General features: G+C 39.8%; 12 protein-coding genes. 3 read left to right on the top strand and 9 right to left on the bottom strand.

From position 1 onward, the window contains the following. The first annotated feature begins 15 nt into the window (after positions 1-15). The 3 genes from ACZYRN_RS02645 (at position 16) to ACZYRN_RS02635 (ending at position 3,505) form a co-directional block, all read left to right on the top strand. Positions 16-651, top strand: coding sequence for a ZIP family metal transporter (locus ACZYRN_RS02645; protein ID WP_488909940.1), 636 nt, complete (start codon positions 16-18; stop codon positions 649-651). A 365-nt stretch (positions 652-1,016) separates the two neighbouring features. Next, positions 1,017-1,388 carry an ArsR/SmtB family transcription factor gene (locus ACZYRN_RS02640; RefSeq protein WP_488909939.1) on the top strand — a complete coding sequence of 124 codons (372 nt, stop codon included), beginning with the start codon at positions 1,017-1,019 and terminating at the stop codon, positions 1,386-1,388. 5 nt (positions 1,389-1,393) lie between these two features. Beyond that, the gene (locus ACZYRN_RS02635) at positions 1,394-3,505 is read left to right on the top strand and encodes a heavy metal translocating P-type ATPase (RefSeq protein WP_488909938.1); all 2,112 of its coding nucleotides are present in this window, start codon (positions 1,394-1,396) and stop codon (positions 3,503-3,505) included. 191 nt (positions 3,506-3,696) lie between these two features. Here the strand turns inward: ACZYRN_RS02635 and ACZYRN_RS02630 are convergent, their stop codons facing one another. The 9 genes from ACZYRN_RS02630 to ACZYRN_RS02590 all read right to left on the bottom strand — a co-directional run bounded on the left by ACZYRN_RS02630 (position 3,697) and on the right by ACZYRN_RS02590 (position 17,172). Continuing rightward, a complete protein-coding gene (locus ACZYRN_RS02630) occupies positions 3,697-6,117 on the bottom strand; it encodes a heavy metal translocating P-type ATPase (RefSeq protein WP_488909937.1) in 2,421 nt (806 codons plus the stop codon). Between the two features lie 86 nt (positions 6,118-6,203). Further along, the gene (copZ, locus tag ACZYRN_RS02625) at positions 6,204-6,410 is read right to left on the bottom strand and encodes a copper chaperone CopZ (protein WP_488909936.1); all 207 of its coding nucleotides are present in this window, start codon (positions 6,408-6,410) and stop codon (positions 6,204-6,206) included. 28 nt (positions 6,411-6,438) lie between these two features. Then, complete coding sequence (locus ACZYRN_RS02620; protein ID WP_488909935.1) at positions 6,439-6,771, bottom strand: metal-sensitive transcriptional regulator; 333 nt, start codon at positions 6,769-6,771, stop codon at positions 6,439-6,441. Positions 6,772-6,920: 149 nt separating this feature from the next. Continuing rightward, on the bottom strand, positions 6,921-7,763 hold the full coding sequence (locus ACZYRN_RS02615) for a sulfurtransferase (RefSeq protein WP_488909934.1): 843 nt from the start codon (positions 7,761-7,763) through the stop codon (positions 6,921-6,923). A gap of 176 nt (positions 7,764-7,939) precedes the next feature. Beyond that, on the bottom strand, positions 7,940-11,581 hold the full coding sequence (locus tag ACZYRN_RS02610; protein WP_488909933.1) for a dynamin family protein: 3,642 nt from the start codon (positions 11,579-11,581) through the stop codon (positions 7,940-7,942). Between the two features lie 459 nt (positions 11,582-12,040). Further along, a complete protein-coding gene (locus ACZYRN_RS02605; protein ID WP_488909932.1) occupies positions 12,041-12,511 on the bottom strand; it encodes a chemotaxis protein CheX in 471 nt (156 codons plus the stop codon). Between the two features lie 960 nt (positions 12,512-13,471). Further along, entirely contained in the window at positions 13,472-14,575 is a 1,104-nt protein-coding gene (locus ACZYRN_RS02600) for a Ger(x)C family spore germination protein (protein ID WP_488909931.1), read from the bottom strand. Next, positions 14,562-15,692, bottom strand: coding sequence for a GerAB/ArcD/ProY family transporter (locus tag ACZYRN_RS02595; protein WP_488909930.1), 1,131 nt, complete (start codon positions 15,690-15,692; stop codon positions 14,562-14,564). Before ACZYRN_RS02595 ends, ACZYRN_RS02600 begins: the two co-directional genes overlap by 14 nt. Positions 15,693-15,696: 4 nt before the next feature. Then, the gene (locus ACZYRN_RS02590; protein WP_488909929.1) at positions 15,697-17,172 is read right to left on the bottom strand and encodes a spore germination protein; all 1,476 of its coding nucleotides are present in this window, start codon (positions 17,170-17,172) and stop codon (positions 15,697-15,699) included. Positions 17,173-18,209: the final 1,037 nt, after the last annotated feature.

Raw genomic sequence — 18,209 nt, 5'->3', positions numbered from 1 at the left:
GATAGGGGTGTAACCATGCATGCCGTATCGTACTTGCTCAGCTTTTATCTTTTTCTTGGAACAAATTTAGGAGCGCTTGTCGCGTGTGCTATTTACAAAATCCCTAAGATCAAAGCCGCTCATTTATACGTTCTTTGTGGTCTTATTTTAACAGCGTTACTTGTTTTAGAACTAATTCCACACGCTCTGAAGGAGTACGGTTTTATAAGTGTTGCCTTTGGTGCTTCGCTAGGTGTGCTGACTTGTATTGGTCTCCATGGCTTTATGGAAGACAAATCATCTCCAGCCTATCGACCGGTGTTCTTTTTAATTGCCGCTATTGCCGTTCATAATATTCCAGCGGGCTTCGCCATCGGTTCCACATTGGATAACCAACATTTATCCACTTCATTTATTACAGCCATGATGCTTCACCAAATTCCGGAAGGATTGGCCATTATGGCTTCCTTGCTGCTTTCAGACAAAAAACATCTTTCCTTGCCTGCTTTTTTCCTCTTCAGCGTTCTTTTATCGGTTGTTTTTCTTATCTGTTCGATTCTAGGACATTCTTTAGCACTGCCGATGAAATTAAACGGACTCATTTTAGGATTAGCCATCGGTTTTTTACTCTTTACAGCTATATGGGAATTTTTAATCAAAAAACACAGCTGATCCATACATCGCCATTACATGATAGTTGGATTTTCTTTTCTCTCTCATCAGCAGCCGTTGAGAGAGCTCTTTTTCTGTTTGCTCCATTCCCACAGCGTCTTTACTGATTTCCTAAGTCCAACTCTCCCCTTATCTAACTCCTCTTGCGTGTCCTTTTTATGCTGAACGATAAACAAATCATTCCATTCAGTGACACTGCCCTATTGAATCGTTACCACCGTCTAACGATGCGATTGTTTTCCCTTATTGTACGAAATGCTCTTCTATGATTAAATAATCATTTGAATATATAATTGACATTTCTGAAAACTCATCATACACTAAAACATAACAATCAAACAATCATTTGAATGAGGAGGATACGGATGACCGAAAAAACAAATCTCGATCAGACAGCGGATACATGTGAAACTTCTTGTTTTAATGAAGTAGTTGTACAACGTGTGCAGCCGAAAATAGACAATGTAAACGGTGTTGAACTTCTTTTTAAAGCCATGTCTGACGCAACACGGCTTAAAATTGTGTATGCCCTCACGCTCGAAGATGAATTATGTGTGTGTGACGTCGCTCAAATCATCGGTTCCACAACCGCTACGGCATCCCATCATTTACGGCTGCTTCGAAATATGGGGCTGGCAAAATATCGAAAAGAGGGCAAACTGGTATACTACTCTGTAAAAGATGAGCACGTTTACCAGCTAGTCCGCATTGCTCTTGAACACTCACAGGAGGACTGATTACAATGAGCGAATCAAAAAATGAATACCGCCTGCAAGGATTATCCTGCACAAGTTGTGCCGCTAAGTTCGAAAAGAATATACGGGATATTCAAACCGTTGAAGATGTTCAGCTGAATTTTGGCGCCTCTAAGATTGCGGTTGTTGGTCAAGCTTCTATCGAGCAGTTAGAAGCAGCCGGTGCGTTTGATGGCATTAAAGTCTATCCGGCAAACGAAAAACGAAAAGAAGAAAAAATTCCGTTTTGGCAAAAACGTGAAAATAAAAATGCAATGGTCGCCCTGGCCCTTTTACTCTTTGGGTACATTTCCAGTTTCACTACCGGAGAAAGCAGCCCGACTACTATAACGATTTTTGCCTTATCCATTTTAATTGGCGGATTTGATTTATTTAAAGTCGGGTTGAAAAACTTGAGCAAACTTCAATTTGATATGAAAACGCTTATGACGGTAGCGATTATTGGTGCGGTAATTATCGGAGAATGGGGCGAAGGGGCCGTCGTTGTCTTTCTCTTCGCTGTCAGCGAAGCACTTGAAAGCTATTCAATGGAGAAAGCACGCCAATCGATCCGGTCTCTAATGGATATCGCACCTGACACTGCTATTATTAAACGGGGAAAGAATGAGTTTGAAGTCGACGTAGAAGACATTCAAGTCGGCGATATTATGGTTATTAAACCCGGCCAAAAAGTAGCAATGGATGGAGAAGTACTAAATGGTCAGTCTTCCATTAACCAAGCCGCTATTACAGGTGAATCCATTCCTGTTCATAAACAAACTGGTGATGAAGTATTCGCCGGATCTTTAAATGAAGAAGGCTTTTTGGAAGCCCGTGTAACGAAGCGTACCGAAGACACAACGATTGCAAAAATCATTCATTTAGTGGAAGAAGCACAAGCAGAACGCGCCCCTTCACAGCAATTTGTTGATCAATTCGCTAAGTATTATACGCCTGCTATTATGATAATTGCACTCTTCGTTACCATCATCCCTCCCCTTTTTACAGGGGCTGACTGGTCAGAATGGATTTATCGTGGTCTTGCTATCCTTGTCGTCGGCTGTCCATGTGCGCTCGTTATTTCTACGCCGGTGGCAATTGTAACGGCAATCGGAAATGCAGCGAAAAATGGCGTTTTAATCAAAGGCGGCATTCATTTAGAAGAAACAGGGCGTTTAAGTGTTGTGGCGTTTGATAAAACAGGTACGTTAACCGTAGGAAAACCAGTTGTAACCAATGTCGTTTCTTTATCTGATCTGAGTGAAAAAGACCTTTTGGCTATTGCTTCAGCCATTGAAAAGTTTTCACAGCATCCTTTGGCTTCTGCTATTCTCCAGAAAGCAGCAGAAGAGCATGTAGAACAATATACAGCTGACGACTTCCAATCGATGACGGGCAAAGGGGCAAAAGCCGTTTTGAACGAAATCACCTATTTTATTGGAAATCCTACATTGTTTGATGAAATGAAATCCATTCCTGAAAAAATTAAAAATCAAATTATCGGCCTCCAGCAGCAAGGTAAAACAGTGATGCTGATTGGAACAGAGGAAGAAATTAAAGGGTATTTAGCCGTAGCAGATCAGGTACGGGAAGGCAGCTTATCCATTATTCAAAAGCTAAAAAAATTAGGTATTGAAAAAATTGTTATGCTGACTGGTGATAATCAATGGACTGGAAACGCGATAGGAAAGCAATTAGGGTTAAGCGAAGTAAAAGCCAATTTAATGCCTCATGATAAACTTGAAGCCATTAAATCGCTCCGGGAACAGCACGGAAAAGTAGCAATGGTCGGCGATGGGATCAACGATGCTCCTGCTCTTGCACGTGCCACAGTCGGAATCGCCATGGGAGGTGCTGGAACAGATACAGCGCTGGAAACAGCCGATATTGCTTTAATGGCAGATGACCTCGAGAAACTGCCCTATACGATCGCTCTGAGCCGCAAAACACTCCTTATAATTAAACAAAATGTTACGTTTGCATTTGGATTAAAGCTGCTGGCCTTGCTTTTGATCATTCCTGGATGGCTGACTCTATGGATGGCGATCTTCGCTGATATGGGCGCTACATTGATTGTTGTACTCAACTCACTGCGTTTACTAAAAACAAAATACCATTAATCAATAATAATAGTCCCCTTTCACGTAAATAGAAAGGGGACTAAAACAGGTCTATATACCTATATAAGAAAGAGTGATATTTTTAAAAACTTTGTCTACTGGCCCGCCTAAAGGATGCTATTATAAACAGCAATAACAACCAGTAAATAAACGACTGCGGCAATTGCCCAGTTTTTCATATGATCACACCTTTATAATTTTACTTTCTGCAATCGAAGGGCATTAAGGACGACCGAAACTGAGCTGAATGCCATGGCCGCGCCCGCAAGCCACGGGGCCAAAAACCCGAGAGCAGCGATCGGAATTCCAATCGTATTGTAACTGAACGCCCAAAACAAGTTTTCTTTAACATTTCGGATCGTTTTCTTACTCATTAGTATCGCCTCGGCAATACTGTTTAGATCGCCCCTGATTAAGGTAATATCCGCTGCTTCTAATGCGATGTCCGTTCCTGTTCCAATCGCCATCCCAATATCGGCCGTTGCCAGTGCCGGTGCATCATTAATTCCGTCGCCCACCATCGCGACTTTTTTCCCTTGTGCCTGCAGTTTTTTCACTTCCTCTGCTTTCTCTTCCGGAAGAACTTCTGCGATCACACGGTCAACATTAACCCGTCCCGCAATCGACTGCGCTGTCTGTTTGTTGTCACCTGTCATCATAATGACTTCAAGTCCCATCTCTTTTAATCGTCCGATAGCAGCTTTAGATGTTTCTTTAATTGTATCTGCAACAGCCACAATCCCTGCATACTGACCATTGATGGCTACCAGCATAGCTGTTTTTCCTTCTTTCTCCATTTCTACCATTTTTTTATGAGCATCCATTATATCCACCTTGTACTGCTTCATCAGCTTACGTGTCCCTACAAGTACCTCTTTTTCTTCGACGATAACTTTAATACCGAAGCCCGGAATCGCTTCAAATGAGTCCGTTTCTTTTAATGAAATCCCCTTGTCTTTAATCCCTTGTACAATTGCTTGAGCGAGTGGATGTTCTGACTGCTTCTCTGCCGTTCCAACAAGGGCAAGAAATTCCGCTTGATCAATGGCGTCATGCACTAAAACGTCTGTTAATACAGGTGTCCCATTTGTAATGGTCCCTGTTTTATCAAGAATAACGGTGTCAATGCGATGTGTTGTTTCGAGATGTTCTCCGCCTTTGAACAAAATACCATACTCTGCAGCACGTCCTGATCCTGCCATGATAGAAGTTGGCGTCGCCAGTCCAAGTGCACAAGGGCATGCGATCACTAATACAGCAATCAATTTTTCAAGTGCTTCGGCGAAGTTTCCTGGCGTCACCCATATAAACCAAATGATAAAGGTGATAATGGCAATCCCAACAACAATCGGAACAAAAATACCGGATATTTGATCCGCTAACCGTTGAATCGGCGCTTTTGATCCTTGTGCTTCTTCAACGACTTTAATAATTTGCGATAAAGCCGTCTCTCTGCCTACTTTCGTCGCTCTCATTTTTAAAAATCCATTTTTGTTCATCGTTGCCCCAACGACTTCATCATGCGGCTTTTTATCTACTGGAAGGCTTTCTCCTGTCAGCATCGATTCATCCACAGCAGATTCGCCTTCTATAATTAAGCCATCTACCGGAATTTTCTCCCCCGGCTTCACATGAAGAATATCGCCCGCAAGTACATCTTCAAGCGGAATTTCCACCTCTTGTCCATTTCGTTCAACGAGAGCTGTCTTCGCCTGCAAGCCGATTAATTTTTTGATTGCCTCTGAGGAACGGCCTTTTGCTTTTACTTCAAACAGTTTTCCTAAAATAATCAGTGTAAGGAGAATCGAGCTCGTTTCATAATACAGCTCGACCATATGACCAGAATGACCGATCGATTCATAAGATAAATACAAACTATAAAAGTAAGCAGCAGATGTTCCGAGTGCGACGAGCACATCCATATTGGCGCTTTTATTTTTTAGCGCTTTATAGGCTCCTATGTAAAACTGTTTCCCAATAATAAATTGTACAGGAGTCGCGAGCGCTAATTGCACCCATGGATTCATAAACATAGCTGGTACGTAAAGTGAAGACGTAAATTCAAAGTGCCCAAACATCGCCCATAAGAGAGGCAGCGAAAGAATGGCTGAAAAGATCAATTTCCCTGTCTGATTTTCAATTTCTTTCTGTCGATGATCGATGCTTTCCTTGCTGCTGTCTTCTTCTTTCAAAACAGCGCCATATCCAAGTGACTCCACTTTTTTAATGACGTCTGCTTTCGATAAAGTGGAAGGATTATATTCAACCGTCGCTCTTTCAAGAGCCAGGTTAACATTTGCATTCGACACACCGTCTAGTTTATTTAATCCTTTTTCAATTCTTGTTGCACACGCTGCACACGTCATGCCGGAAATGAGAAATTCTTTCTTTTCTATGATCACATCATAACCAAGATCTTTAATTTTTTTTTGAATCTCTTCTTCCTTTATTTTGAACGGATCATATTGCACTTGGGATTTTTCTAATGCCAAGTTTACTGTGGCCTTTTCTACACCATCCAGTTTATTTAACCCTTTTTCAATCCTCACAGCACAGGCTGCACATGTCATGCCGGAAATGAGAAGATTTGTTTCCTTCACTTGATCGTTCATATTGACCACTCCTTATACCCATAAGGGGTATATTTATTACCAGAAAGAACGTGCTGAAAAGACCAGCACGTTTTATACGTCTATTTTCAGGCTACTTCATAGCCTTGTTCATCAATAGCTTCTATAATTTTATCCAAAGATACTTGCTGTCTATCAAATTCCACATCCACTGTATGTTCTTGCAAATGAACTTTCACTGAGTTGACACCGTTTAGTTCTCCTACACTGCCTTCAATGGATTGGATGCAGTGTCCGCAAGACATTCCTTGTACAGTTAACGTTGTATGTTCCACTAGTTTCTCTTCCTCCTATTTTAAATCTTCATTTTTTCATTAATTTTTGCATTGTGACAAGCAGTTCATCGACTACTTCAAGATCGCCTTCTTGAATACGCTCAACAATACAATTTTTCATATGCCCTTCAAGAAGAATTTTAGCCACACTATTTAACGCCGCCTGCGTTGCAGAAATTTGTGTAATAACATCATCACAATAAACATCCTTTTCAATAAGGCCTTTAATTCCACGAATTTGACCTTCTATCCGATTGAGCCGCGTCACTAAATTTTTTTTCGTTTTCTCAGAATGGTGGCTCTTTCGATCAGACCCATTCATGTCATCCATCTCACAATTCGGCATCTCCATTACATTCATACTGCCACCTCCTACATTCAGTTTACCATACCCCCCTAGTGTATACAATCTATTTTGCTTAAATAATCAACGATTTCTTCTTTCTATTTACAAACTACTATATACAAAAAAACCGTCCAATAAACCTGAACGGTTAAATTTTACTTTTTTCACTTCTCCATAATGCCTCGTTTTTCTGTTTCAACTGGACGTGACGGATCGCTTGACCATTCACTGTAGCTGCCTGGGTACAATTTAATATTTTTATACCCTGCCATCTGTAAAGCCATTACATTCGGTGTCGCTGAAACACCTGAGCCGCAGTATACAATAACGGGTTCCTCTTTATGGATATGTTCAAACCGGGAGGCCTGCTCTTCCTTTGATTTCCACTTGGTCCCGTCTAGTCCTTCCGCAAAAAAATGATTAATCGCACCTGGAATATGGCCTGGCACACGATCGAGCGGTTCTGTTTTACCAAGATAACGAACTTGTGCCCTCGAATCAATCAGTAAGGCTGAACCTGTTTCAGATGCCTGTTTAACTTCTTCAATGGAGGCACGCATGTCCTCCTTCACATTTAATTGAAACGAAGCTGAACGCTGGCTTGGCCTTTTCGCTGTGACCCGGTATCCTTTTTCCATCCATTCAGAAAACCCACCGTCTAAAATATGTACATCTTCGTGACCAGCATACTTGAGCAGCCACCATAGACGGCCAGCAAACATCGATACACCATCGTCATACGCCACAACGATTGAATCATTAGACACGCCGCAGCTTTCTAAAAATTGTTTAAACACGTTCATATCCGGTAATGGATGACGCCCTCCAGTTGCTCCTTTTTCTCCAGAAAGGTGACTGTCAAGATGTGCATAAAAAGCGCCTGGCACGTGGCTTTTTTCGTATAATTCGGCTCCTTCCGCTGAATCCGCCAAATTAAACCGGCAGTCGAAAAGGGTGATATTCTTATTTTCGAGCTGCTCATGAAGCCAGTCAGTCGTTACGATCATATTCGTTCACCTGTTCCTTTTCCATTAATTTTCTCACATTGGCTTTCGGGTCCCAGCAATTAAACCGATAGCTCGGATTCGTTTCGAACCTGAGCCGGCGACATTTGTACATCATGTGAGCAGACGTTTTTAACGCCGCGAAATGGCGGCATGTCGCACATGCATGAAATCGTGTATTAAGAGGCAGCTTGGATGTCACGTAAAATCCGCTCCCACTCCTCAATATTTTCACTATGCTCCAGCACATCAAGCCACGCTGTAAACTGTTCATTTACATCTAATAAAGCGGATTTTTTCACCTCATCCGTTCCTTTCTCGATAAACAGGAATGCACTGGCTTGAAGAGCTTCTTTTTGATTAGCTAAATACAGATCTGCCTGTGCTTCGATCAGTGTTTGAAGCTCCTTCATCATTAGTTGCTTCTCATTCTTCTCAAAAAACACGCGGGCATTTTTAAATAATGAAAGCGCCTTGGCAAACGCTTCACGCGGTATCTCTGTAAAAGCTGAATCAAAATCCGGAACAGCGAGCTTCGGTGCATCTAGGCCGGATAAAAGCAATTCCCGCTCAATCAGCGATGCTTTATTTGTCAAACGCATCTGCTTTTCATGAAGCAATTTCACGCCATGATTTTCAACACGAATAGACGTTGCCCTCATTTCTTGAGCAAGATCATACCCGACGGATCCAAGTAATTCTTCCAGCGCTTTTTGGAGTGATGCTTTTACGTCTCCCTGTCCGCTTAGCGTGGCCGGGTTAAACGATTCTTTGAAAAAATCAGAGAAACGGTAAAAGACGCGCTGTTTAATGTAATACACCAGTTCATCAAGTTCCTGCGTCATCCGCTTTTTCTCTACGTCTGTATTCTCACTGTTAATGACAGCCGTCATGCGGACCCATTTATCTTCCAGCTCTGCTTTCTTTTGCGCCCGATTGTCACGGTTTTCTTTCGCTGTTTCAATTAGCTTTTCTAACTGCAAAATGCCGCGTTCCGCTTCCGCTTCCGCAGACTGCACAGCCATTGACGCAAGGTCGTTTGATAAAAAGGTGCGGAACGGTTCTTTAAAGTTCTTCATGCCAGACTGTGGATGATTCCATTCGCCGCGTCTTGCTTCTTCAACCGCGAGCATACTTGATACACCATAAAGACGCGGGAAACGGACGCCATATTGAAGCAGCTGCTCGCGTACATATGCTTTTACTTCATTCAGTTCGTCTTCATTTGCTGCCAAGTCAATCGCGTTAATGATAAAGAACATTTTATCAAGCTCAAACGCATCTTTTACACGGCCAAGCTGGATAAGAAACTCTCGATCTGCTTTTGAAAACGCATGATTGTAGTACGTGACAAACAAAATAGCATCCGAATTTTTAATGTATTCAAAAGCCACACCTGTGTGGCGGGCGTTAATGGAGTCAGCTCCTGGTGTGTCCACTAATGTAATACCAAGACGCGTAAAATCACAATCGTAATATAAATCAATCGAATCCACAAAACAGCTTTTTTGTTCATTGGCAACATATTGTTTAAACATATCGAGATCTACGTTAATCGTCTCACCGGGCTTGTTTTCATAAGTATGAAAGCCTTCATAAAACGCACGTAAAAAAGACAAATGAATTTTTTCTTTTCCTTCTCCTTCATTCGAATCCAGCACGCCTGGCACCATTTTATAGGCATCCTGAAGAGATGACGCATTGCGGCTAAACAGTCCAAGTGATACATTCACATCCGCAAGCATGATAGAACTCGTCTTCAAATGAACATCGGCCGTGCGGTGTTTTTTCCCCTCAGTTACTGGATGAATACGGTTAACGGCAGCTGTCGTTGGGTTCGGTGAGACTGGCAGTACTTTTTCACCGAGCAGCGCATTCGCAAATGACGATTTTCCTGCTGAAAACGCCCCGAATAAGGCAATGGTATACGTTCGATTTTCAAGACGCTCCGCTTTTTGAAGCGCACCGCTGCTGTAACGTCCAAAACCGGGCACATCTTTTAAATGATCTGCAAGATAACGCAACCTTTTCACCGCAGAAGCTGGATCCATGACAACTGCCTCCTGCGCCGGTTCCGCATCCCATTCCTTCTCCTCTTCTTTTCGTACTTCTTCCATATCTTCCTGTCCCGTATAAACCGCTATATTTTCCGCTTCCATACGCCACTTTTCCACCAACTCATCTATAACAGCTGGCATACTTGTGTCCTCTATTAATAACGTTTGTTTTAGCTCTTTTTCACGCATCTCTCGCACAAATTCAAGTGATGCAAGCTTTTCTTTTGCTAGAAGACGTTCTTTCCAAATATGATGATCTGCCGCAAATTGCGCATATTCTCCTTTAAACTGGTCCGTTAAAACCGGTGCAGCCTCACGTTTCCATTCATCCGATATAGTACGGGTCCGCTTTTTAATAAGGTTGGCGACATCTTCACAATAATTCAATACAGCTTCACCTGTTACACCAGCACCCCGTTTTACTGCATCTGTAATAACAGATGAATCGACCGGCACAGATAATGCCTCTGCCTTTAAAGCAAGCGACGGATCATCCAAACCGCTTTCTTTTAACCATGAAGCTGTTACTTGCCTTACATGCCACTCAAGCTGTGCTTCTGTCTGTTTTTTCAAATCGACAAGCAGGGCATTCAAGCGTTTTTCACGTTCTTCTTCCGTTTTCCTTTTCGCAAACAGCATTCCTACTTTAAATTCTGAACGAGTCGATTCTAAATAACTGCGAGCCAGTTCACGTGTAGAGGCCGGCATTAAAATCGCATTTTTCAGCACATCTTCACGTCTTTGTTCGTACTCTTTCAGCCAGAACACCGCATCACGCTTTTTCAGTTCCTTTGCAAGTGCCGCTTCTTTTTCTTCAATAGATTGGACCCCAGCTTCCGCAACGACTGCTTCCAACTTTGTCTTCTCTTCTTTCTGCTGTTCTAAAAGCCATTCCATATGTTCATGTACAAGACGATTCATCATCGTTTCAGCTGACTGTTCAGACAACTGTTCCCGGTTCGCCATACTATCATGAATAAGCTGTTTTACTTCATCGAAATCATTATATGGCAGATTTCTGCTCCGCAGACTTGTAAAGTAAAACGCTTCTGGCTGTACATTCCACGTCGCAAATGAATCATACACAGACTGGCGAAACGTACTAAACGATAATTCTTCTTCTTTATGTTTATCAATCTGATTAATAATTAAATACAGCTTTACCCCATGCGATAATAGTTCCTTCGTATAGACAAAATTCAATTCCGACTGTACGTGATTATAATCCATTACGTAAAACACCATATCCGCAAGGTGAAGCGCAGACTCCGTTGAAATACGATGCGCATCATCTGTCGAGTCTACGCCTGGCGTATCCATTACTGTCACATCAATCGGCAAATTAGACGACGAATGACCGATTTCAATCGATGCGACTTCATCGCCATCTTTTGCAAACTTTTTCACATGCTTGATGTCATATGGCGCTTTAAAGACGAGCGGACGCCCATTATGATAATTAATTTTAGCAAAGTCTTCTTCCGCCGGTTTAATTTTAACGAGATTGGCACTTGTTGGAATCGGGCTTGAGGGTAAAAGGGCTTCACCTGTTAATTCATTAATCATTGTTGATTTTCCAGCTGAAAAATGGCCGCAAAATGCAACGATAAATTCATGATCATTCATTTTACGCAAAAAAAGCTCGGCCTTTTCTGCCCGTTCAGTATCTTTATTATGTATAAACTCTTCATAAAGCTTTGCGGTACGTGCTCGAATTGTATCCATTACGCGGCTTTTGGTCGGTGCTTCCATATTTTGTTCCATCCCTTCGATGCGTACACCTTTTTTTATTATTGTATATGATTTTGGACAAATAAAAAAGGATACAGTGAAAGCAGTTTACACTTCTTTCACTGTATCCCTATTGTCATTTTTTATTTTTTCATTGCAGGCGTATTCGTTTGATTTGCCGTACGATCCAGTACATATTTCATTACTCCACCATACGTTACTACTGTCGCCGTCACAAATAACCAGATCATTCCAAACGCCTTCTTTCTTAGTTGATAATGATTTTCATCCTTATTTATATCCTACCATCGTTTTTCTGTTTTGGCAACCTAAAAAGAGACCTTATTCAGTATCGTTTAAAAAGATGAATACATAAGTAGAGCAAGAATAGAACCCCATATGATTCGTGTGAAAGATTTATATAAAAGCTTATTCCCTGCCATCTTATGTATACGTAAATATGTTTATGTATATGGAATTCGCCAACTGCTGTTAACCCTTTTCAATATTTAAAACTAACTCGTATTCCCCGGCTTCCTGAAACGCTATTGGCAGCTTGATCGCCTGCTTGAATCCAGAAATTTTCGAATCGCCTACAATGATCGTTGGCGGTGTAATATCAATCGTAATTCCTTTTACAAACAGTGCCGCACCCATATTGCCCGCGATCATATTGACGACTTCACCGGCAAATGACTCCACCATTTCACCTTCGATTGGCATGCCAAACATCTTCGTCCCTAAACGTGAAAACGATTCTTCTGATCCTTCTAAAATGAGGCGGCCCGGCAAATCACCGGTGATACCGATAAAAACACCTATTGCATGATGGCTAAATGACTCCGTTAATAACGTCGGCCTTCCCATCTGCGCTTCAATTGGAATGACCGTCCGGATGGATTCAATGGCGCAATTTAACACTTCTTTAATGACCGTATTTTTATCTAGTTGTATGTTTTCCATACTCGCACCCCGCTTTTTCTTTTCACCCCGCATTAACAGGTAGTAAGTCCCCTATCGAATGAAGTTTCACTTTATTTTACTGTATAACCGCTTAATTGTCAGTATTTTTTACTATATCTTTGGAACTAAAAAACATTTAAATGTTACCTAGTAAAATAATCAAGATAGGATTGACGTTACTGATTTTTTTAGAGGCTAAATAAATGTTATTGCTTTTAGCTCATTCTCTAGCTAAAAGGTTTACATGGATGTAACTTTACGACGAAAGAAGTCGTTTCTACTGAATTAACCTTTTCTTCAACAGATTAAAATTACAGTCTGTATGGTTTTGGTGCAAATACAGTACGAATCTTTTAAGATCATACTATATTTGCACCAAAACCTTAGCTTGTTAATAGTAGTATTCAAATGGTGAATGAGCGTTATTTTTAACAAAGAATCCATTCACAACGGAGCGGATATGGATCCCAATTGGAAGGTGGCTGGATAATACCTGTTACTCGAACAGATGTTGATGTGTCGACAGGGCAACATGAGACTGGCAAGATGTTTAGGATGAATCGTACTGAACCTTATCATAAGTAAAAAAATGTTTTTATAAGCTGTATAATATGAAAAACACCTATTTATATAATTTGATTTTTCAACCAGATTCAATTGAGAGTATCTTACTCATCTAAAAAGGCAGATCTACTTAGATGCTCTCCAGCAACAATTAGGCTCATCGATTATTGGTAGCAAACAAACGGTAAAAGAAAAGCCGCAGACATTTTTGGAGGAAAGCCAGGCGGATGTGATGAAATCATGGTCATTTCCCAAGTTTTCGACCACAACGCTCGCTTGCGTTATTGTATAATTCTGACAGAAATTATACAAAGCGATAGATTGTAAACAAAATGCCCTAGAATCGTTTGATTCTAGGGCATTTTGTTTACGTTATGAGTTATTCGATAGGAAAAATTAAAGGTTTTGCCTTTTTGAATTTGCATCCGTCAAAGGATCGATATTAATAATGTATTTTATTTTAATGTCCATCTTCTCAAACATTTCAATCCATTTTTTTTCTTCCATTGGTTTTGAGAATGGTCTTTTTGTTTGTATGCCAAGCTGTAATGGATCCACTTTCAATTCTTGCATCTTTTTAACTAGTTCATGTGTTTGTTTTTCAAGATGGGTTTCGAGATCTTTTTTCATATTTTCTAACTCCTTTGGGTCAAATAATTGCTTCTCTCCCCGGTATTCCTCAATTCTTGTATCTACATTCACGGTATAGGTCATTGTAGAATAGCTGCTATCGATATCTACTTTTGTTTTAGATCTAACATGACCCAGTACAACTTCAAATTCTGGAATCGGTAAAACTTCTAAGTAGTGATTGTTGTTTATCAGCTGGAAGATACGATCATCTAAAGATGAAATAGTTTCAACTAGCTTGTCATCTTGAAACAAGGCTGTACCTTCATAGCTGACCCCATCCTCTTGTATTTTGAATACAGGCAAGAAAGGATCTGAATAAGGAGTATAGAGCAAATTTTTAAATTCATGAAGATTAACGACAGTTAATTCTCCTTGGTTTTTTTCCTCATAATGCTTCAGCATTCGGTAAAACGAGTAATCCAAGTTTTCATCTTTGTCCAATTGACTTTCCAAGTACTCGTCAAAATTTCCTTTTACGATAACTAAATAGATTCTTAAAGGAATATCCGGATCAGTCAATAACACATTAATAATAGACATAATCCCTTCTTTTCCAAGTTCATCACTAATTACCAGCATCCGCATTTGTCCGGATTTAATTTCCTGGTAGAAGTTTAAGTTGTACTTCTGTACTCCTTCCTTTAATAAGCTGACTTCTTGCGACATTACACTCTTATTTTCTTTGCTTAGAGGAGGCAAAATTGTACTGACTTTTACTTTCCCTTCATCCCCCTTACTAATTGACAAAAAGGTAATGGGAGAAATTTCTTCAATCATGTTATTTTCGGTAAAAGGGGCACAGCCAGATAACCATAAAGTCATAAAAAGGAGTATCAATCTTTTAAATATCTTTTTATGTAGATGCATGTTTATTAACCCCCTTTTTTTTCATTACTAAAACAATAACAAGTGGAACAAGAAAATAGCTTATGCTTCCAGCTATAATTTGAAGATTAAGTAAAAAGAGCTGCTTCTCCCAAGACTTCCAAAATAATTCATTCACAAGAACCATTCCGATAAAAATAAGGAATACACTGAATAACAAACCTTTTCCACTGGACGGCTTGCTCATTTTACCAAAAGCTATTTTAGATGCTCCATAAAACAATAGTAGAAATAGAGAAACTGCAAAAACTAGGTTAAATAATTCAAAGGAAAGCATGACCATATCAATTCGTTCAAACACTGGGTTTTGAAAATAACGGGCCATATTAATAATTGGATATTGACTTTTACTTAAATAATTGGAACCGAAATAAAGTAGGGATGCTATAAATAGGAATACATACTCTACAACGGTGAGAGCGTTGCCGTAAGACAAATAGCGAAAGGTTTTATTGTTTGTTTTAAGCCATGGTCCCAAAAATACCAGAAATTCCGGACCAGAATAGGAAGACAAAATTAAAAAAAAGGCTTTCCAATTTTCTACTTTCCACTCCATTGGAATAAGTGGATACAAATCACTGAGTTGAGCTATTGGAGGAAAGAAGAAAAAAACGAAAAATGTGATCATCCAAAATGTACAGAAAAAAGAAATCAACACAAAACGAATGGTATGTTCAACGCCCTTACCTGCGACATAACAACAGAACAACAAAATAAAAAAGACAAGAAAATTTGTATCTGTTGATGGAAACATAAATGTTTGAACAATTTCGCTGAATCCTAACATTATGACGGAAAGTTTAAGTAGAATAAAGAACAACCCGATGAAAGAGAGAAATCGTACCAATTTTTTTCCAAACAATTGGACAAATCCGTTATATCCATTGCTAGATAAACGGGTTAAAAGCCACTTCGATAAAAGAAGAAGGTTTAGTTGGGATAATATCCCGACAGCTATAAGCACCCAAATCATATATGGATTGATCAAGATATTTGGCATAATCAGAAAAAAGTATAGCATTTGGAGGCGATTTACCAACAACATGGCATAGAGCCCATTATAGGTTTCATTCTTTTTAAATAATTGGTGGGTTTCCATCAAGTCATCTCCTAGTTTTATATCTCTTCAGTTTTAGAGGTTTAAGATGCTCTGGACGCTCCATCATTTTGACTAATGGCCCTCGAATGAATAAGTCAATCCAATCCTTTCTAAAGAAAGGGGAAACTGGTGAAAAATATGGTTGCTTGATTGAAGACAAGCTATTAAGATGGGCTAAAATAGCAATGATTCCTAGTGCAATCCCAATTATCCCAAGTAAAGAAGAAAAAACAAGAAGCATCAATTGAATTAATGAATTTGCTTTTGTCATAAGGTAGTTGGGAATAAGAAAGGAAGCTATCGTCGAGATCCCGACCATGACAATTAATACGTTGCTAGCGAATCCAGCCTCAACAGCCGCTTGACCAATCACAATACCCCCAATAATCCCAAGTGTTTGACCTGTTTTTGTAGGCATCCTTAAACTTGCTTCTTTTATGATTTCAATAAAAATTAACATGATAAATGCTTCCCAAAAAGGAGTGAAAGGAAGCTTGCTCCTTGAGTCGACCAAGACCAGAAGTGTTTGTATAGGAATCATTTGATAGTGATGAGTTGTCAATGCCACATAGAAAGGAATCAATGTGACTGACAGAATAAAACTGACATATCGGATGATGCGCAAAAAACTGGCAACTACCCATCGATTAATATAGTCCTCGGGTGATTGGAACAAATGGAAAAAAGTAATGGGTGCAACAAGAGCAAATGGTGTATTGTCTACCAGAAGGGTGATTTTTCCTAATCCCAGAGAATAAGTAACTACATCAGGCCGGTCAGTTTGCTGAAACTGAGGAAAAATACTGTTTTGATGTTCCTCCAGGAATGCCGCAACTTGAGAGGAGTCATAGAAGAGATCAAAATTAATTTCAGAAATCTTCTCTTTGACTGTTGAAACAAAATCTGGATTAGTCAGCCCCTCTATGTACATTAAAACAACACTTGTCTCACTCAAAGAACCGACAGTAAACTTCTCTGCTTTCAGTTCATGTATGGGGAGTCGTCTTCGAATAAGCGTAATATTTTGTTCTACTTGTTCACTAAAGCTGTCTTTTGCTCCGAACAGGATGGTTTCTGTTTCGGAAGTTTCAATGGCACGTCCAATAGGATTTTTTAATGGCACAGCTAACCAAAGGTTTTGCGAAGAATCAAATAACAAAATGGACCCTGAAAACAACTGTTTTTTTGCCTCTATAAAAGTAGGAATGGGAATAATTGAGGAATTCACAATGCAATCTTGAATAGACGGTTTGGAACAATTAGTTAAAGGTTTTATAATGCTTTCATTTAATTTTTCTTGGTCAATGAGAGTTCGTATGTAAACAAGATGAATTTTTCGAATATCGGAAATGTCAATTTCCACAAATTCTGCATCATCCATTTGAACGAGGCTTTTTTTCAGAGCTTCTATCGATAATTCTGATTCAGCTATTGATTGAGCAATAAGCTTACTTTCAATTTGTTTTTTTTTCCAAAACATGTACATCCCACCCCTCTTATTGAGAAAAAAACATTTCTAGTCGAACGTAAAAATTCTATATTCATACACATTGTTAGCTTTTTAATATTAAAATATACAAAACACGTAGAGGTGCATTAACGACCCAAGAGGAAAAAGCAATCCATAAAAGAACGAAAGGAATTAATTTTGCTCATTTTCTCAAAAAAATTCAAGACTAAAAGTAATTTCTCATCTAATAAGAAAACACTTATATCCAAACAAAAAAAACGGGAGAAAAAATCACCCGTCCAGAGCGTTGACAAAAGTATTTTTATCAATACGAATGCATGGAATAACACATCACTTGTACTTTGTAGACTTGTCAACTGATGTTGAAAAGTCGTGCATTTTTTCATTTTTTTAATTAATTGCTATATGAAAATGAATGGCAGGGACCGCCACGAAGACTCCTGGGGGAATAGCTTGAACTGAAGACCCCGCAGGAAACGACTAGTGCAAAAGCAATTTTGCGCAAGTCGTTTGCGACGAGTAACCGCAGGAGCACAGGTTTTCGCAGTGACGAGGAGGCTGAAGGCAAGCCCACGGAAAGCGAAGTGGCGGTACCTGCCTACTTTTATATACACCATTATTCATTCGTAATCGACTTTGTCTACAGTCTGAACGGGAGAAAATCCCGTCTTTTTTGCCTCTTACGTTATTTCGGTGAACCGTACCATAAGTAACTGAGGTTTTTTTAAATGTAGTAATAGTAGAGGGACTTCAAAAAGGATACAGAAGTGACGAGTGGGATGTCGGCGATGAGAATAATTTAAGGTGAGGAAGGCAATGCTCATTTAATCAGAGTGCAAGGGAAATCCTCAGTCGATAAAGCGGTGGAAGATATCAGAGCGAGGTTGTTGCCATGCATGAGGCTGGTACGGATTTAACGACGATTGCTAAGCAGACGGGGCATAAGTCTTTGGAAACATTGTTGGAGCATTATTTAACAGTTTCAGATACGACGGTTGATAAATATTTATAACAATATATGCAAGTTCCTAATCCTAAAGATTTAT

Source organism: Domibacillus sp. F004, assembly GCF_057814295.1.
This window is presented reverse-complemented; position numbering and strand designations above follow the sequence as displayed.